The 18,654-nt window shown below is 37.0% G+C and carries 18 protein-coding genes; 8 read left to right on the plus strand and 10 right to left on the minus strand.

Going from position 1 to position 18,654, the window contains the following annotated elements; all coding sequences use genetic code 11:
• From I6U50_RS10530 to I6U50_RS10540, 3 genes are all read left to right on the plus strand, one after another.
• Positions 1 to 1,755 (plus strand): HYR domain-containing protein (locus I6U50_RS10530; RefSeq protein ID WP_198638797.1); only part of this gene is annotated, 1,755 nt, incomplete at its 5' end.
• A 12-nt stretch (positions 1,756 to 1,767) separates the two neighbouring features.
• Positions 1,768 to 2,679 carry a PorP/SprF family type IX secretion system membrane protein gene (locus I6U50_RS10535; protein ID WP_193710888.1) on the plus strand — a complete coding sequence of 304 codons (912 nt, stop codon included), beginning with the start codon at positions 1,768 to 1,770 and terminating at the stop codon, positions 2,677 to 2,679.
• 17 nt (positions 2,680 to 2,696) lie between these two features.
• Positions 2,697 to 4,559, plus strand: coding sequence for an OmpA family protein (locus tag I6U50_RS10540; protein ID WP_198638798.1), 1,863 nt, complete (start codon positions 2,697 to 2,699; stop codon positions 4,557 to 4,559).
• Positions 4,560 to 4,644: 85 nt separating this feature from the next.
• On the opposite strand, the gene I6U50_RS10545 is transcribed toward I6U50_RS10540, so the two are convergent.
• The 5 genes from I6U50_RS10545 to pyrR all read right to left on the minus strand — a co-directional run bounded on the left by I6U50_RS10545 (position 4,645) and on the right by pyrR (position 8,100).
• The gene (locus I6U50_RS10545; protein WP_198638799.1) at positions 4,645 to 5,151 is read right to left on the minus strand and encodes a CAP domain-containing protein; all 507 of its coding nucleotides are present in this window, start codon (positions 5,149 to 5,151) and stop codon (positions 4,645 to 4,647) included.
• 180 nt (positions 5,152 to 5,331) lie between these two features.
• Positions 5,332 to 6,240 carry a ribonuclease Z gene (locus tag I6U50_RS10550; protein WP_198638800.1) on the minus strand — a complete coding sequence of 303 codons (909 nt, stop codon included), beginning with the start codon at positions 6,238 to 6,240 and terminating at the stop codon, positions 5,332 to 5,334.
• A 9-nt stretch (positions 6,241 to 6,249) separates the two neighbouring features.
• The gene (locus I6U50_RS10555; protein WP_198638801.1) at positions 6,250 to 6,582 is read right to left on the minus strand and encodes a ribonuclease Z; all 333 of its coding nucleotides are present in this window, start codon (positions 6,580 to 6,582) and stop codon (positions 6,250 to 6,252) included.
• Positions 6,583 to 6,622: 40 nt separating this feature from the next.
• The gene (locus I6U50_RS10560; protein ID WP_193710883.1) at positions 6,623 to 7,552 is read right to left on the minus strand and encodes an aspartate carbamoyltransferase catalytic subunit; all 930 of its coding nucleotides are present in this window, start codon (positions 7,550 to 7,552) and stop codon (positions 6,623 to 6,625) included.
• Between the two features lie 8 nt (positions 7,553 to 7,560).
• Positions 7,561 to 8,100: a bifunctional pyr operon transcriptional regulator/uracil phosphoribosyltransferase PyrR gene (gene pyrR, locus I6U50_RS10565; RefSeq protein ID WP_193710882.1), complete on the minus strand. Its 540-nt coding sequence runs from the start codon at positions 8,098 to 8,100 to the stop codon at positions 7,561 to 7,563.
• Positions 8,101 to 8,275: 175 nt separating this feature from the next.
• On the opposite strand from pyrR, the gene I6U50_RS10570 reads away from it, so the two are divergent.
• The 3 genes from I6U50_RS10570 to I6U50_RS10580 all read left to right on the plus strand — a co-directional run bounded on the left by I6U50_RS10570 (position 8,276) and on the right by I6U50_RS10580 (position 10,177).
• A complete protein-coding gene (locus I6U50_RS10570; RefSeq protein WP_198638802.1) occupies positions 8,276 to 8,668 on the plus strand; it encodes a DUF302 domain-containing protein in 393 nt (130 codons plus the stop codon).
• Between the two features lie 40 nt (positions 8,669 to 8,708).
• On the plus strand, positions 8,709 to 9,032 hold the full coding sequence (locus tag I6U50_RS10575; protein WP_193710880.1) for a phosphoribosylpyrophosphate synthetase: 324 nt from the start codon (positions 8,709 to 8,711) through the stop codon (positions 9,030 to 9,032).
• Between the two features lie 206 nt (positions 9,033 to 9,238).
• Positions 9,239 to 10,177, plus strand: coding sequence for a ring-cleaving dioxygenase (locus tag I6U50_RS10580; protein WP_193710879.1), 939 nt, complete (start codon positions 9,239 to 9,241; stop codon positions 10,175 to 10,177).
• A gap of 120 nt (positions 10,178 to 10,297) precedes the next feature.
• Here I6U50_RS10580 and I6U50_RS10585 read toward each other — a convergent pair whose 3' ends face one another.
• From I6U50_RS10585 to ychF, 3 genes are all read right to left on the minus strand, one after another.
• The gene (locus I6U50_RS10585; RefSeq protein ID WP_193710878.1) at positions 10,298 to 11,491 is read right to left on the minus strand and encodes a hypothetical protein; all 1,194 of its coding nucleotides are present in this window, start codon (positions 11,489 to 11,491) and stop codon (positions 10,298 to 10,300) included.
• Positions 11,492 to 11,572: 81 nt separating this feature from the next.
• Positions 11,573 to 12,307, minus strand: a complete 735-nt coding sequence (locus I6U50_RS10590) for a class I SAM-dependent methyltransferase (RefSeq protein ID WP_198638803.1) — start codon at positions 12,305 to 12,307, stop codon at positions 11,573 to 11,575.
• 94 nt (positions 12,308 to 12,401) lie between these two features.
• Positions 12,402 to 13,496, minus strand: coding sequence for a redox-regulated ATPase YchF (gene ychF, locus I6U50_RS10595; protein WP_193710876.1), 1,095 nt, complete (start codon positions 13,494 to 13,496; stop codon positions 12,402 to 12,404).
• A gap of 307 nt (positions 13,497 to 13,803) precedes the next feature.
• On the opposite strand from ychF, the gene I6U50_RS10600 reads away from it, so the two are divergent.
• The gene (locus I6U50_RS10600; protein ID WP_198638804.1) at positions 13,804 to 14,742 is read left to right on the plus strand and encodes a C1 family peptidase; all 939 of its coding nucleotides are present in this window, start codon (positions 13,804 to 13,806) and stop codon (positions 14,740 to 14,742) included.
• Between the two features lie 174 nt (positions 14,743 to 14,916).
• On the plus strand, positions 14,917 to 17,034 hold the full coding sequence (recQ, locus tag I6U50_RS10605; RefSeq protein ID WP_198638805.1) for a DNA helicase RecQ: 2,118 nt from the start codon (positions 14,917 to 14,919) through the stop codon (positions 17,032 to 17,034).
• Here the strand turns inward: recQ and I6U50_RS10610 are convergent.
• Positions 17,031 to 17,822, minus strand: a complete 792-nt coding sequence (locus tag I6U50_RS10610) for a tRNA pseudouridine synthase A (RefSeq protein WP_198638806.1) — start codon at positions 17,820 to 17,822, stop codon at positions 17,031 to 17,033. The genes recQ and I6U50_RS10610 overlap by 4 nt on opposite strands.
• Before the next feature lie 33 nt (positions 17,823 to 17,855).
• On the minus strand, positions 17,856 to 18,653 hold the full coding sequence (locus tag I6U50_RS10615) for a lysophospholipid acyltransferase family protein (protein WP_198638807.1): 798 nt from the start codon (positions 18,651 to 18,653) through the stop codon (positions 17,856 to 17,858).
• Position 18,654: the final 1 nt, after the last annotated feature.

Here is an 18,654-nt window from a genome sequence, read left to right on the forward strand (position 1 = left end):
GATGCAGATACCTGTGGGGCAATGATAGAAATTGTACCTCCGGCGGCTACTGATAACTGTACGGTTGGAAATGTAAACGGAACAAGGGATGATAACCAGCCATTAGATGCAGAATACCCCGCGGGAACCACCAATATTACATGGACCGTGACAGATGATAATGGAAACGAAGCTCTACCAGTGATACAAACTGTAACGGTAACTGACGACCAGGCGCCGGTAATCGCTGCTGTAGAAGCCATCAATACTAATGCAGATGCAGATACCTGTGGGGCAATGATAGAAATTGTACCTCCGGCGGCTACTGATAACTGTACGGTTGGAAATGTAAACGGAACAAGGGATGATAATCTGCCATTAGATGCAGAATACCCCGTGGGAACCACCAATATTACATGGACCGTGACAGATGATAATGGAAACGAGGCTGAACCGGTAATACAAACCATAATGGTAACTGACGATCAGGCACCGGTAATTGCTGAACAGGAAAATATTACAGTAAATACGGATCCCGATAGCTGTGGAGCAATTGTTAATTATTCGGTTCCTTCGGCTAATGATAATTGTGGCATAGAAAGCATAGAGCTTACTGAGGGCTTAGCTTCGGGTGCTGAATTTCCGATAGGGGAAACAAAAATAACATATACCGCAACTGATGTGAATGGTAATTCAGTAAACTCTAGTTTTGTAGTAAATGTAATAGACAATGAAGCTCCGGTATTAACCTGCCCCGATGATATTCAACTAAGTGTTGAAAATGGAACAGATTCTATTGTTGTTAATTACGAGGGGGTTTCAGTTACAGATAACTGTTCAGGAACCAGTATTGAACTCATAGAAGGCTTTGCCTCTGGCGAAGAGTTCCCTGTAGGAAAGACCGTAGTAACATATCAGGTTACTGATGCTTCTGGAAATTCTGTTAGCTGTTCATTCCTGGTAATTATTGAAGAAACTCCACCGATACCGTCTGCTCCGGAAGTTGACCTTATTCAACCAGACTGTTTAACACCAACGGGGGTAATCCTAATAAATACTAAAAACGGACTTACCTATAGTATAGATAGTGAAAACTATGAAGCGGTACAGGAATTTACAGATCTTGAACCGGGAACTTACCAGGTAACCGCAAAGGATGAATTTGGCCAGGTATCTGAAGCTACAGAAGTTATATTAGAAGAACCTATTGCAACTGAAATTGAGACAAGTGCTATCAGCCTTTGTATAGAAGACTCAAGCTTTAATCTTTTTGAACTTTTGGAAGGTGAATATGATGACTCCGGAGTTTGGGTAGATACTGAGCAAACCGGTGCTTTAACCCAAGATTTTATTGACCCGGCATTGTTACAGGTTGGCTCTTATACTTTTGAATATCAACTTAACAATGGTATTTGTAACTCTACCACAAGTGTAACGGTGAACATTAATGATGATTGTGTGGTATTACCATGTAGCCTGGAAGATATTAAGTCCAGTATATCTAAAGCGGTAACACCAAACGGGGATAATCGCAATGATTATTTCACAATAGATTTTGCCAGTGAATGTGGATTTACTTATGACTTGATGATCTTTAACCGATGGGGAAATAAAATATATGAAGCCACTAATTACCAAAACGATTGGGATGGCTATGCTACAAATTCGGCAACAAGTTCCAATCAATTGCCATCCGGAACTTACTTCTATGTCCTGGAGATTAGAAATAGCGGATTTGAACCAATACAAGGTTACATCTATTTAGGAACAAAATAAAAACAGAACATCATGAAATATATATACCTACTCCTATTCTGTATTATGTCTTCCATAACTGGATTAGCGCAGCAATTGCCGCAGTTTACCCAGTATATGTACAATACTATATCTGTAAACCCGGCATATGCCGGTAGCAGGGATGGATTTTCCATAACGGCATTAAACCGAAATCAATGGGCCGGCGTTAGTGGGGCACCAAAAACCCAAACGCTTTCCATCCACTCCCCGCTTACCAACGATAAAGTAGGCCTGGGACTTTCGGTAATAAACGATAAAACCGGCTATGAAAATTATACCTACGCATATGGTGATTTTGCCTATCGCTTAGATTTTAATAATGATGTCTCTTTAGCTATGGGTTTAAAAGCCGGGATGAGCTATTACAATCTCGACCGGGAGCTATTTAACGATCCGCAGGTTTTAAATGATCCCTTTTTTGAAGATAGATTTAATAAATGGACACCCAACTTTGGACTTGGTTTTTATCTATCTTCCCAAAATTGGTATATAGGAGCATCGGCACCAAAGCTAATCAATAACAACAACCACGAGTTTAGTGAATTCCTGGCTATGGAACAGGTTCACTATTACCTTACCGGTGGATATGTTTTTGATCTAAACGAAAACCTAAAATTTAGGCCCACATCTTTACTTAAAATGACCAGCGGTGCACCACTTTCGGTAGATTTTTCTGGAACAATGATTTTTAATGAGAAATTTTATCTGGGAGCTAACTGGAGGTTAGACGATGCCCTGGGGGCTTTCCTGGATATAGAACTCTTTGATGGTTTTAGGGCCGGTTATGCCTACGAATACTCTATCTCAGATATTAGACCATATACCTCGGGATCTCATGAAATCTTGCTTATTTATGAATTCAGGTTCCAAAAAACACGCTATAAATCACCCCGATTCTTCTAAAATAAAAGCTGCTAATTATGAAAAAACTATACTATTTAAGCCTATTTTTCTTCGTGTTTAGCATGTCGGTGCAAGCACAATATGGGAAACAAAAGAGAGCAGATAAACTTTATAACAATCTCGCTTATACTGAAGCTGTAGAAGTTTATAAAGATCTTATTGAAAACGACTATAATACCAGGGAAAATAGGATAAAACTGGCCGAGATTTACATGAAATTAAGAAGTCCGGAGAATGCTGTATTCTATTATGAAGACATTTTAGAGGATTCTTTAAATAGTTCTGCCGAATATTATTATGACTATGCCAGGGCTTTACGTGGAGCTAAAAGATATGAAGAGTCACGAAAATGGTTACAAAAATATCTTGATAGCGACGGAAAAGTTGTTACAGAAGTCAGTAAAATACTTAACGCAAGGCATCCGGAGGTTCAAACTACGTATACACTAACAAAAACCGGGTTTAATTCAGAATTCAGTGACTTTGGAGCGGTAAAAAATGGGGAGAAAACCTATTTTGTTTCTGCCAGAAACACGAATAATTCAGACAAAAAATATTCCTGGAATAACGAGCCATTCCTGGATATTTATGAGCTAAACCCTCAAAATGAAGCTACTTCAATTTCAGAAGAAATCAACACTAAATTACACGATGGTCCTTTAAGCTTTAGCCCTAACGGTGAAACGCTTTATTTTACCAGAAACAACTATTACAATAACAAAGAAGGAAAACGTGACGAAGAGGCCACAAATCATTTAAAGATTTATTCTGCCCAAAACTCAGGTGGATCCTGGACGAATATTCAGGAACTGCCATTTAACAGTGACGCCTATTCTGTAGGACATCCATCGGTTTCCAAAGATGGAAAAACACTTTACTTCGCATCCAATATGCCCGGTGGTCAGGGTGGCACCGATCTCTATAAAGTTGCTATCAACGGCAATAATAATTTTGGAGTACCTGAAAACCTGGGAGAAAAAATTAATACAGCTAAAGATGAAACCTTTCCTTTTATAGATGAAGATGAAGAACTATATTTTTCCTCATCAGGTCATGGAGGCTATGGTTTGGCAGATATTTTTAAAATTGATTTAAAAAATGGGAACGCCCAAATTACCAATCTTGGAGAAACTATAAACAGCAACTTAGATGACTTTAGTTATTTTCGCGAATCTGATACTAATGCCGGTTTTATAGCTTCAAACCGTGAAGGCTCAGATAATGTATACGCATTTAATCGTCTGCTTCCACTAATTTTAAGAGGAAAAGTTACCGATGCGGTGAATGGCAATCCTATTGCGCAGGCCACTATTAGGCTTTTTAATGAAGAAAACGAGCAAATTGCTTTTCTGGAGTCTGATAACGATGGAAATTACAAAACAAAAGTAAATAGAAATATAAGCATTCCCCTGGAAGCAAAACAGATAGAGTATAAGAGTTTCAAGGCTACTTTAAGCACCAAAAACATGGAAGATAAAGTAGAAATGGAATATAATATTGCTCTTCAACCTGTAGCAGATGTAGAGTATTTGGCAGAAATAAACAATATATACTTTGATTTTGACAAAAGCAATATTAGACCTGATGCCGCAAAAGAGTTAGATAAACTGGTAAAATTAATGCGTGATGAGTACCCCGATCTGGTAATTGAAATTGGATCGCATACCGACAAACGCGGAAGTGAAGCTTATAACGAAGCTTTAGCCGAAAGAAGAGCTAAAGCAACTCGTGATTACTTAATTGCCGAAGGAATTGATAAAGATCGTATTAAGGAGCAAGGCTATGGTGAACGTAAACCTGCAATAGCTTGTGATAGATGTTCCAGAGAGCAGCATCAATTAAACCGACGTTCTATATTTAGTGTTGTAAACATGAATTAAGCTATTACGCTTCTTTTATAAATTAAAAAGGTTCAGCAAAATGCTGAACCTTTTTAGCTTAATCAAGTTATAAAAAATAATTACTCTACTTTCTTATAAATATATTGGTGAAATAATTACGTCCATTTGCATCATCTACTACCGATACGCCAAAATGAGAATGGTTACCTTCAATATTTTCTTTATGCCCTTTACTATTTAGCCAGGCTTTTACAACCGCATCTGCAGTACGATAACCATACCCCACATTTTCGCTAACCGCTTTGGCTCCTACTGTCTTTACTAAATTTTCGTAGCGCGCTCCAAAATTGTCGTGACTAACTTTCCCCACCTCTAACATATAGTAGTTATGGGACTCTGCTTCAAAAGAAATTTCAGCAATTGGCTGTAATGGTTTAAGATCTAATGTTTTTCTATGTTCATTCACCAGTTTTAAAATAGTGTTTTCAATTTCAGAATAATCAAAATGCACTTTTTCTTCAGCGGTGTGATTGTAAGAATTTACTTCTTCCTCTATACTTTCTTTTGCACAAGAAACTGTTGAGACAGTTAGCAAAACAAGCACGATAAATCTAAGTGTACTTTTTTTCATAGGTCATAATATTAGACTTGGGAAGTTAAAAGTACACTTTTTATCGACTAAATGCATAGCTAAGTATGCATTTCATCGATTTTTTCTGCATTTTAACATTTTTAGTAGGATTAAACCTACTAAAAATGAGGTGTTTAAAACACTGCTAGTCAAAAATGTAAGTAAAATGAAGTGGAAGTGCTATTCAAAGATAAAAACCTTACCATCATCGGCTAGATCAACTTTCTTAAAAATGCTTGTAGCTTCTTCTTTAAATAAATTGATATCGGTATAGCGTGTAGAATAATGCCCTAAGATTAATTTTCCTACCCCCGCTTCTTTGGCAATCTGTGCGGCTTCTTTTGCCGTACTGTGCTTGGTTGGAAATGCCAACTCAGCTTTATCTTCTAAAAATGTAGATTCGTGATACAAAACTGTGGTACCACTAATTTGTGGAATCATTTTTGGGTTAAAAGCTGTGTCGCTGCAGTAAGCATAACTTTTTGGTGGTTCTGGATTAGCAGTTACCAGATGATTGGGAACAAGCTCCCCTGACTCTGACCTAACATCTTTTCCTTTTTTTAAGCTCCTATACAAAGCAACATCTATATTATATTCAATTGCTTTATCTATAAGTAGTTTACGGTCTCCCGGCTTCTCCTTAAAAAGAAAACCATTGGTGTATACCCTATGCACCAATGGTATAGTTTCTACACTTAGTTTTTCATCCTCATAAATAATTTGGGCTTCTTTACTTTCTAATTCATGAAAATAAAGTGGATAATTTGTCCAGGAATTAGACAATTTTAATTGTAGCGTAATGATCTCTTTTATCCCCTTTGGGCCATAAACATGTAGCTCATTTTCCCGGTTCAATAATCTAAAGGTGGAAATAAGGCCTACAAGTCCGTAACAATGATCCCCGTGCAGGTGAGATATGAAAATATGTTTTATTTTAGAGAACCTTATTTTATTCTTCCTTAGTTGTACCTGGGTTCCTTCACCACAATCAATTAAAAACAACTCGTTTTTCATTTCCAGAACCTGAGCGCTGGGATTGGTAAAGCTACGCGGAGTAGCGGCATAACAACCAAGGATATTGAGCTTCATAGAAAAGGTTTATATCCCTAAGTCTCTTTGAATTTCGTCCATTTGAATTAAATCTTCGGCTTCTCTCAATGTAGGAACCATAATAATGTCTTCAGGCAATTCGTCTATAGTAATGGCGTTACTAACCAAAACAAAAGATTTATTTTGTGCTTGATGAATTTTAGAGATTTCTAAAAAACCCAGCACCTCATCTTTCTTAAGGTTTTTATAAGCCAGAAGATTAACTACTAGATTCTTCTTCTCAAATTCGGTATGTCTCTGGGTAAGAAGCGAAACAAAATCTACAATTGGGGCTTCCAGGGGGTCTATTAAGATATAATTTTCTTTCTCTAAAATCTTCATAAGTTCAATCTTTAAATTTAAAATTATTTAAGCCTAACCTCTACCTATTAATTTTAGAAGCAAGTAAATATATTACCGCCATCCTAACGGCAACTCCATTCTGAACCTGATCTAAAATAATAGCGTTTTCGGCATCAGCAACCTGACTGGTAATTTCTACCCCCCTGTTTATTGGTCCCGGGTGCATTACCACTATTTCTTTATCCAGACTTTCCAATAAGCTTTTATTCAACTGAAATTGTTGAGCATATTCGCGGGTACTTGGAAAATAACTTATATCCATACGCTCATTTTGAACCCTAAGCATATTAGCTACATCACACCATTCTATAGCTTTTTTAAGATTGGTCTCCACACCTACCCCTAAAGATTCTATATGTTTTGGTATAAGTGTTTTTGGACCACATACCTTCACCTCGGCTCCCTGTAATTTCAGTGCAAAAATATTAGATAGTGCCACTCTACTATGAAGAATGTCCCCAACAATAACCACCTTTTTCCCTCTTACTTCCCCAAGACGTTCTCTAATAGAATAAGAATCTAAAAGTGCCTGGGTAGGATGCTCGTGGGCCCCGTCTCCAGCATTAACGATACTTGCATTTACATGGCGGGAAAGAAATATACCTGCACCGGGGTTTGGATGCCTCATAACTACCATATCAACCTTCATGGAGAGAATGTTGTTTACGGTATCTATAAGCGTTTCTCCTTTTTTAACCGAAGAAGAAGCTGCCGAGAAATTAACAACATCTGCACTTAATCGTTTTTCAGCAAGCTCGAACGAAAGGCGGGTACGGGTTGAATTTTCAAAAAATAAATTAGCTATGGTAATATCTCTTAGCGAAGGGACTTTTTTTATAGGCCGGTTTATCACTTCCTTAAAATGATCGGCCGTTTTAAAAATAAGCTCAATATCTTTCTCATTAAGATATTTAATTCCAAGTAAGTGGTTTACACTTAATTCGCTCATATATTTACTTATTTAGAAACCAGATAAACCACGTCTTCCCCATCGTTTTCTTTCCAGTTTACTATTACTTTTTCTTCATTTATGGCATCTACCTGCCTCCCATTATAATCAGGTTGTATTGGTAAATGACGGCTAAATCTTCTATCTATAAAACTTAATAATTCTATTTCGGCGGGCCTGCCAAATGATTGTATTGCTGTAAGCGCCGCTCGTATACTCCTGCCAGTATACAGCACATCGTCTATAAAAACAACTTTCTTATCTTCAACTATAAAATCTATTTTAGTCTTATTGGCTTCAAGAGGTTTCTCTCCTCTTCTAAAATCATCCCGATAGAAAGTAATGTCTAAATGCCCGTAATTCAAATCTGTGATCCCATATTCTTCTTGAAGGATTTTTATAATTCTTTCGGCAAGAAAAACACCCCGGGGTTGGATTCCAATTATAACCGTATGCTTAAAATCGGTATGATTTTCAACTAACTGGCAGGCAAGACGGTGGAGAATAATATTTATCTCATCGGCATTCAGTAATATTCTTTGACCCATAATTAGTTGCAAAAAGTAGAATTTCTACCACAAAAGTAAGCTTTTTTATCTTTTTCTAAAGTTCAATGAGCTTCAGATTATAAATCTTTTTTTAGAACAGTTTCCGAAAAAAACTATAGACTATATAATTTTCTTCGTAAATTAAACCTGCAATTTAATCTATAAAATTTAAGTTATGAGCTACTATTTTAATACTACGTTAAAAGAAAAAAACTTTGATAAAGCTATAAAAACAGTAACTGCAGCTTTAAAAGAAGAAGGGTTTGGGGTACTTACTGAAATTGATGTAAAAGAAACACTGAAAAAAAAGATTGATGTAGACTTTAAAAAATACAGGATTTTAGGTGCCTGTAATCCCGTATTTGCGCATAAAGCATTAAAAAACGAAGATAAGATTGGCGTTTTTCTGCCTTGCAATGTAATTGTTGAAGAAAACGAAAATGGTGAAATTGAAGTTTCTGCAGTAGATCCAATTTCTTCCATGCAAGCGGCAAAAAATGATTCTCTCGAGGAAATAGCCACAGAAGTACAGCAAAAACTTAAGAAGATAATAGCTTCATTGAACTAAATTATCTTCAAGCTCATTATAATAATTAATTATCCTGATTATGGTAGTAAAAAGACACAATTACGAAACAGTTAGCCAGGCTATTAATGGTTTGGCGTCTCGCGGATATACTACCGACTTTAAATTAGAGCCGGAAAACGATAAACTAGTAGATACCGCACGTAGCCTGCAGCTTTCGCCTGAAGAGTTTGAGATAGATGAAATTTATAGGTTTGAAGGGATGACAGATCCCGGAGACGAAATGATTGTATATGCAATTTCCTCCCATAATCATAAAATAAAGGGTGTTTTAGTAAATGCCTTTGGCACATATTCAGATTCCAACACGTATAATATTGTAAAACGGCTTCATAAGCACCTTTAATGAAAAAAGGGCGATCAACAAGGATATTGAATTTCAGTTAAGCAAAAAGACACCTATTCGGGTTATTTATGCCACCATCCCCTACAATTCACTTTTTCCACTAAAATTCCATAAGGTCAAATCTATTTAAGTTTGATATTAACTTTACTTTTATAATTACTTTAACCTTGTTTTAGTTACTTTTTGCTTACTTAAGCATAAAAAACATGGAACACAAAATACTTGGTCTGCATCATATTACGGCAATTGCCGGAAATGCGCAACGCAACTACGACTTCTACACAAAAATACTGGGATTAAGAATGGTTAAGAAAACTGTGAATTTTGATGATCCCAAAACCTATCATTTTTATTTTGGAGATGAAAGTGGAACACCCGGCAGCATCCTCACATTTTTCCCATGGGAAGGAGTTAAAAAAGGCAAAAATGGTGTAGGCATGGCTACAGAAATTGGTTATTCTGTTCCCGCAGGAAGCCTGGATTTTTGGAAAGAACGCTTTGAAAAACATGGAGTGGAATATGGTAAAACCAGAGAACAATTTGGTGAAGAATATTTAGCTTTTCGTGATCCCGACGGTCTTAATTTAAAATTGGTAGTTCCCAAACATAGTGATGATCGGCAAGCCTGGCAAACAGATGAGATTAATAGCGATGTTGCCATAAAAGGCTTTCATAACGTTACCCTTACCCTTAATAACGTAGGTCCTACGGCTGGTATTCTTACCGATATTTTTGGATATGAACTCGAGGAAAAGGAAGATGATTTTTACCGATATAAGACCAATACCGTAGAAAATGCGGCCATAGTAGACATCCATCAGGATCCTACTGCTGAGCGCGGTATTAACGCCGGTGGAACTAATCATCATATTGCTTTTCGGGTTAAAAATGAAGAAACTCAAATGTATTTTAGAGATAAGATTAGAGAAAAAGGCCTTCAAATCACTGAAAAAATAGATAGGGATTATTTCTTCTCACTTTATTTTAGAGAACCCGGGGGAGTCTTATTTGAAATTGCAACCGATAATCCGGGATTCACAAGGGATGAAAGCCTGGAAGAGCTTGGTAGCGCGCTCAAACTGCCTTCGCAATATGAAGGTTCCAGAGATAGAATTGAAAAACTTCTTCCGGAATTAAAACACTAGATAAAACTAAAAGACTATCTGAAAATTTTAGATCTCCGATGAAAAATCGGTGCAAGCTCTGAAATAAAATCAGGATTACGTTTAATGATTTTCAGATAGTCTTTATTACTAAGAAATCCTCTACTCTACTACATACATCTCATTAGAGGCTTTAATATACTCTTGCGGATTAAAAGTAGACTCAAAACTGTTTCTTACCGTATTCAGTTTATTCTTTAAATCTACAATCTTGGTTTTTAAATATTCATCGTTTTCATATTTCTTGATAAGAGAGTCATACTTCTTTAGGTTTTCAAGAATTCTAAAAGTAATAGTCCCAAACCTTATTTTTAAATTCTGCACTGCAATCATTTGATCGTGATAATCCTGCTTCCAGTTTTCAGGGTTCTTCGCTTTCTCTTGCACAATCTTATTTTCTGCTATTTTTGAAATGTCTAGAATATATTGGGTACGCTTTTTTGCATCGGTTTCATTCGTGAATTTTTTATCAAACTCCTTTGGATCTATCTCAAGAATTTGCACCAGGTTTTCCTGCATTGCCTTTTCCTGAAGCTCTTTTAATTCATCCAGGTTTTTATTTATAGACTCCCATTCGGTCTCTATAAGATCTTTATCGTGGGTAAATTGTGCGACAGTTGTGGTTAACTTCAACATTTCTGTACTTTGCTTTTTTAGCTTTTTATCGCCCCAACCCAACGAATTTATAAAGCTGCCAATTCCGTCAAAAACGGTTCCTGCGAACATTCCTGTAAAGGGCGTACCTTGTGCAAGATCTCCGGTGACAGACAAAATATGGCTTAGGGCCGAAAGCCTGGCATCATTCTTCTTTTCTTCTTCTACAAACTTTCTAAATTCGCCAAACCATTCCTGGTAGCCTTCATAATGCATAGGATTACTCACCTCATCTAATGTAGCATAAAACTCTCTTGAAGCGTTAAAAAGATTCAAAGGTTTAATTTCCCTCTCCATAGAAGCCAGGTTTAATACGGCCGAGCTGTAATTATATTTGTAAACACTAATGGTATTTTTGTCTATTTCTTCCTGGCGTTCTTCCAGAAACTTTACCCTTTCCAATAGCTTTTCAACCTTTTCGGCCGAGGAATTCGTGTTCTGTATACTTTCATCCAGGTTACTAATTTTAGAGTCGATTTCTTTAATTCTAAACTCCAGGTTCTGACTTAACAAGCTTCGCTCACGGTTAAGTTCCTGAAGCACTTGTTGGGTTACCGATTGGTCTTCGGCAAAGCTTTGCGCAAAACTATTTTGAAAAAGCGTTCCTAATACAAACAAAAAAACAAAACCCAATTTATTCATTGTAGATAATTTTTAATCGTTAGTAAGCATTTTTTAACGACCCGAAGATAATCATATTTTGTGCCAGTTCTATTTAATATCTTAATTAACAGGCTTTCCTAACCTGCTAAGAATTGGAAATACCACCTTATTTTTAGCTCCAAAAGAAGTCTTAAGTTCTTTTATTATGAGGTTTACAGGGTTTATTCCTTTTTCTTTTTCGTAATGCTTTACAGCACTCCAGGTGTTTAAATAGCCTACTAAATGTTCAAAAGACCAGGTATATTCCTGCTGAAATCCCGGGGATTTTATTTCCTGAAATGGAAAAGGAATCGTTTGATACTGTTCATCCAGGTAGCGTCTTTCTTTATCCCAAAAATCGCCAATAATATTACGATAAAACTTAAGAATAACTGCATTGGTTTCAGGGTTGCTTCTAAATAAAGAATAACCTATTACCGCAATGAGACCATTAGGTTGTAAAACACGGTTTACTTCTTTATAAAATTGCTCAAAATCGAACCAGTGAATAGCTTGTGCCACTGTAATTAAATCGAATTTATTATCTGAGAAATCTGTATTTTCTGCGGCTTGTAAAGAATAATGAATATTATCTTTTTTAATTGCATGCTTTAATTGTTGGCAACTAATATCTGAAGCCTGTACTTCTTTAAAAAAAGTTGCCAATTCTGCAGCCACCTGCCCATTTCCGGTGCCACAATCCCAGACATTTTCAGTAGTATTCAATTTTTCCTTTAAAAATTGATACAAAGCTTTAGGGTAAGTAGGTCTATAAGTAGCATAAGCTGAAGAGTGTGAAGAAAAGTTATCTTTCATAAGGCTTCCTGTTTCCTCTAAATTAAGAAAATAGGAAACAAAAAGAGCCACTTAAACAGCGGCTCTTAAACTTATATTTAGAATTAATAAAGAATTATACGTTAAACCTAAAGTGCATTACATCACCATCTTTTACGATGTATTCTTTACCTTCTACACGCATTTTTCCAGCTTCCTTTACTTTTGCCTCGCTCCCTAAGGTATCAAAATCTTCGTAAGCAATTACTTCAGCTCTAATGAAGCCTTTCTCAAAATCGGTATGAATTACTCCGGCAGCTTGTGGTGCGGTAGCACCTACAGGAATAGTCCAGGCACGTACTTCCTTTACCCCGGCAGTAAAATAAGTTTGAAGATTTAAAAGACTATAAGCTCCACGAATTAACTTAGCTGCTCCCGGCTCTTCCAGACCGATATCCTGAAGGAACATTTGGCGCTCTTCATAATCATCTAATTCGGTAATATCAGCCTCAGTTCCTACGGCAAGCACCAAAACCTCAGCACCTTCTTCCTTTACCGCTTCCCTAACCTTGTCTACGTGTTCATTTCCAGATACCGCAGAACCTTCATCTACATTGCAAACATACATTACCGGCTTATCGGTAATAAATTGCAATGGTTTTATAAATTCCTTTCTTTCATCCTCGGTAAGATCAATAGCCCTAACAGATTTTCCGGCTTCTAAACCGTCTTTTACTTTGGTTAAAGCCTCCAGTTCTTTTTGTGCTTCTTTATTCCCGGTACGGGCGGCACGCTTTACTTTCTCCAACTTTTTATCGGTGGTTTCAAGATCCTTCAGCTGAAGTTCCATATCTATGGTTTCTTTATCCCGAATAGGATCTATAGAACCATCTACGTGTACAATATTATCGTTCTCAAAACAACGTAAAACATGCAAAATTGCATCGGTCTCCCTAATATTTCCCAGGAACTGGTTCCCCAAACCTTCGCCTTTGCTGGCTCCTTTTACCAAACCGGCAATATCTACTATTTCTACGGTGGCCGGTTGTACTTTTTCCGGATTTACTAAATGTTCTAAACGTTGGATTCTTGGATCTGGAACATTCACCACTCCCACGTTAGGTTCTATGGTACAAAAAGGAAAGTTTGCGCTTTGTGCCTTGGCGTTAGAAAGACAATTAAAAAGTGTCGACTTTCCTACATTTGGTAATCCTACAATTCCGGCTTTCATAGTATTGATTTTTTGCGGCTGCAAATGTACATATTTTCCATGGCAGCCACTAATTTCTTTTTAAATAGTATTTTAATAAGCTAAAGAGCTTAAAATAAGGGTGTCCTAAAGAATTCATTTTTTTATAATTAACCGTGAACATATAATGAGGCTATTTAAGTTTTGCGACAAATTAGGATTACATAATTAAAGGCTCAACATATAAACATATCTACTATTTTGAAATCATTAAAGATATCTCACAGCAGTTAAATAAATTGGTGCAATCATTGATGCTTAAATACTTATAAAAACATCCGGAACCATTATGAAAAAACTTCAACTACTCTTTTTAGCAATTGGATTAAGTCTTATTTCCTGTTATACAGATAGGGACGATATAAATACTTCCGGTAGCAATAACCCGGAAAGTCCTGAAACACCGCAGGAAACCGAAAATCAGTTTATTTCTGAAGATGGCGAAGTATATGCTACAGGATTAGACTGTGAAGGCAATGGAAACTACACTATAGATACTGAAAACCTACTGGAAGCGCTAAATATTCCCGAAGATTTACCCGAAAGCTTTGATTTATCTGAATTTCTACCACCGGTTGGCAATCAGGGTGAATTGGGTTCCTGTGCTTCCTGGGCCACCAGCTATTATATGAAATCTTTTCAGGAAAAAATTGAATCGGGCCTTGCCTATTCTGAAGCAAATATTCTGAGCCCATCATATACCTACAACCAACTTACAACCGATGACTGCGGTGGAACTTCTATCTCTGAAACGCTTGCTTTAATTAAAGACCAGGGCGTGGCCGCACTGGATATTTTTCCCTATACAGAAGATGAATGTAGTACCCAGCCTGGAGAAGCTGCAGTTGAAGCCGCAAAGCAAGCTCGAATATCTGATTATAAAGCTTTAAGCGGCGAAAATATGGTGGCCGAAATAAAAACCTTACTCACCCAGCAGCAACCCATTATAGTAGGTGCAGTCCTTTCTCCGGAATTTGGAAAAACCGATAGTTTTGGCTTAACCGCTTATCGCGAGCACAGCATAGATTATAATGATGTAACCTGCCACGCTATGTTGGTAGTTGGTTTTAGCGATGAGTATAATGCCTTTAAGTTGGTAAACTCCTGGGGGGAAGACTGGGGCGACAACGGATTTGTTTGGATAGATTACCAGGCTTTTGAAAATGTTAACGACCCCAGTGCCTCTTTTAGGATAATTAACCAGGCCTACGTGGCTTACGATCTTTAAAATTTATTTGATTCCAGCAAAATTCTGAAGTTTAAAATTCTTAAAATCGCCATCCTGCCGAAATTCTAAAACCTTTGCTTTTCAATCTAGGTTAACCCGATATTAAAATAGGTGATTTCCATATTTCTACCTGGCATTGTTTGCTAATTATTAGTTTAAACTAACTTTGCAGCTATGGAAGATACCCGGGTTTTACATACGCTTAAAGAATATTTTGGTTACGATAGTTTTAGACCACTCCAAAAGAAAATAATAGATTCGGTTTTTGCAGGAAAAGATAACCTGGTAATTATGCCCACCGGTGGCGGTAAATCTATTTGCTACCAGCTTCCTGCAATTTTACTTCCTGAAATTACCCTTGTTATTTCGCCGCTTATCGCTTTAATGAAAGACCAGGTAGACGGGCTTACTGCCAATGGCATTCCTGCGGCATTTTTAAATAGCAGCCAAACAGAAAGCCAGCAACAGGAAATCTTTAAAAAAATTGATTCCAAAGAACTAAAATTGCTTTATGTAGCCCCGGAAAGCCTACAGTTTGTTGATAGGTTTATGACCGACGGAAAAATAAGCCTGATTGCCGTAGACGAAGCCCATTGTATCTCTAGCTGGGGACACGATTTTAGACCGGCTTATACGCAGTTGGGGTATTTAAAAAACCGATTCCCCACTACCCCAATGATTGCGCTAACCGCTACAGCCGATAAAGCGACGCGCGAAGATATTTGCCGGCAATTAAATATACCCACGGCTAAAAAGCACATCGCTTCTTTTGATAGGAAAAACCTAAGTTTAGATGTTAGGGCCGGAATTAAACGCTTTGAACAAATAACTAATTTCGTTAAAACACGTAAAAAAGAAAGCGGAATAATTTATTGCTTAAGTAGGAAAAACACTGAAGAAATCGCTGAAAAACTGCAACGAAAAGGTTTTGAGGCTGAAGCTTACCACGCCGGTTTACCGGCAGAAAAACGCATTGAAATTCAGGATAATTTCATCAACGATCACTCAAAGATTATTTGTGCTACTATCGCTTTTGGGATGGGAATAGATAAATCTAATATTCGCTGGGTAATTCATTACAACATGCCCAAAAACCTGGAAGGTTACTACCAGGAAATTGGTAGGGCCGGTAGGGACGGGTTGCCTTCAGATACTTTGCTTTTTCACAGTTATGCCGATGTGGTGCAGCTACAAAAATTTGCTTCAAACTCAGGAAATGAAGAGGTGCAGCTCGCAAAGCTAGACCGAATGAAACAATATTCGGAAGCTTTAAGCTGCAGGCGAAAAATATTGTTAAGCTATTTTGGAGAGTTAAAACAAGAAGATTGTGGCAACTGTGATATTTGTAAGAATCCGCCGCAGTTTTTTAATGGAACAGTAATCGCTCAAAAAGCCCTTTCCTGTATTTTCAGGCTAAAGGAGAATGAACCCATTACTTTAGTGATAGATGTGCTTCGCGGTTCACAAAACGAAGCAGTTTTCAGCAAAAATTATCAGCAAATTAAAACCTTTGGTATAGGCAAAGATATTTCCTGGCATCATTGGCAACAGTATATTATTCAACTTATTAACCTTGGTTATGTAGAGATCGCTTTTCACAGGGGCAATAACCTACAGCTCACTTCCATGGCAAAAAATGTGCTTTTTGAAGGTGAAAAAGTACAACTTGCCGAAGTTCCCGATCGAAAAAAGCTCAAACGTCGTGAAGAAAATATTGTTGAAGAAAATTCTTCCGATAATTCCCTTTTCGAAAAATTAAGGCAATTGCGTTTAAAAATTGCCCGGGAAGAAGAAATCCCTGCCTACCTTATCTTTAATGATGCAACCTTAAAGGAAATGGAGAAGTCCCGCCCTATGACCGATGATGAATTTCTTCAAATTAATGGTGTGGGAAGACAAAAAATGCAGGATTACGGCTATGAATTCATCAAAGAGATTATCGCTTTCAGTAAAGCCAAAAGAACTAACAAAAAGAGAAAAAAATCAAATACCTACAAGGCAACCCTTAATTTATTAAATGAAGGTTTAAGTTTAGAGGAAATAGCCCAAAAGCGGGAATTGGCCATTACTACAATCTACTCCCATTTAGCTAAACTATATGCTGAAAATGAAGCAGTAGACCCATTAAAATATATTTCTAAAGCCGATTTTAAAGCTATTGAAAAAGCAAAAGCCGAACTAAAAAACCCCGAAGGTTTAAAAGTGTATTTTGAGCATTTTGAAGGTGCCATAGATTACGGTAGTATTCGGTTGGCTTTAACTGTCCTGGAAAAACAGGAAGCAGAGGTTTAAAAATCTTCCAGGCCAATTTTATTTAAAAGCAATCCTGAAGCCGGCACAACATAATTCATTTGCATTTGCACGTCCGGTTTTAAGCTGTTTTCAAGATCTGTTAAGCTTAATTCACCTTTGCCAAGCTGTAATAAAGCGCCCATCATAAGCCTTACCTGGTGTCTTAAAAAACCGGCACTATGAATATGAAAAATATAAGATTTCTCAGGAAAAAAACTGGCGGTTATTTCGGTGTTCTCTACCAATTCAGATTTTATGATCTCGCGCTCAAATTTACTGTTCTTGGAAACCCGCACACAGTAATTCCTAAATTGGTGTTTACCTTCAAAAAGCCTGGCTCCCTTTTTCATTAATTCGATATCCAAATCAAATTGAAAATTCGCCATTAAAGGTGCACAAAACGGATGGTTTTTTTCTCCAAAACTAAACAGGTACGCATATTCCTTAAGTTTTGGATGTTGAATTATATTAAACTTTGCATCTACTTCGGTTATAGAAAGTGCCCGAATATCTTGTGGCAAATTAAGATTGAACTCTTTTAAGAATTCATCTAAATCGTTTAATGGCTGGTAATCTAAAAACAGCTCAAAAGCCGATTCCTGAGCAGATACCATGGCATCGGTTCTACTGGTGCCTAAAATTTTAAATTTTTCTTCAGGCAACACATATCCTAGGGTTTTAGTGATTAACTCTTCTACCGTTTTTACATCGGGCTGCTTTTGCCAACCGTGTAACCGATAACCTAAATACTGAATTTTAATTAAGTAAAAATAACGCCTGGGTTGCAAATCTATCTATTTCGGGGGTTTGAAATAAAGTTATTAATATTTCCTTTTTTTATTTAGTTCTTCCATTTCCTTTACAGCTTCCGGCGGAATCACCTTCATAAAAGAAGAATGCTGCTCTATGGAATATTCCAGTTTGTTTACAATCTCTTCTACCGAATCATTTTCATAATCTATTTGAAGCGGCTCTTTAATTTGCATGCTTTGTAGAATACCCCGTTTCTTAATCCTGATTCCTTTTTTATCAAAAGATCGTCTAAAGCCATCTATAACAATAGGGATTACAACTGGCTTATATTGTTTAATAATATGGGCTGTCCCTTTTCTAATAGGTTTAAAAGGTTTGGTTGTACCCTGAGGGAAAGTAATTACCCAACCGTCTTTTAAAGCTATCCCTATATTTTTGGTATCGTTAGGATTTACCTTACGCTCTACTTCCTGCCCTTTTGCCCGCCAGGTACGCTCTACACTTACAGCTCCTGCATAAGCCATTACCCTGGAAAGCAAACCCGCATTCATGGTTTCTTTGGCAGCTACATAGTAAATATTAAGTTTAGGCTGCCAGATGTACCCAATGTTTTTTATGGTATCTACCCTGCCGCTTAAACTGGCGTTAAAAACGTGGAACATAGCCGTGACATCGGCAAAATAAGTTTGATGGTTAGAAACGAAAAGCACATTTGTTTCGGGAAGGTTTTTAATGATTTCTGAACCTTCAATGTTTAATTCATTAAAACCACGATAACGACGGTGGGTTAGCAATCCAAAAATACGGATAAGCCACTTTTTCAGAAATAAAATGTGTCCAAACGGATTTCTCTTTACTAATCCCATA

Origin of the sequence: Salegentibacter maritimus (assembly GCF_016236975.1) — a bacterium.
Taxonomy (GTDB): Bacteria; Bacteroidota; Bacteroidia; order Flavobacteriales; family Flavobacteriaceae; genus Salegentibacter; species Salegentibacter maritimus.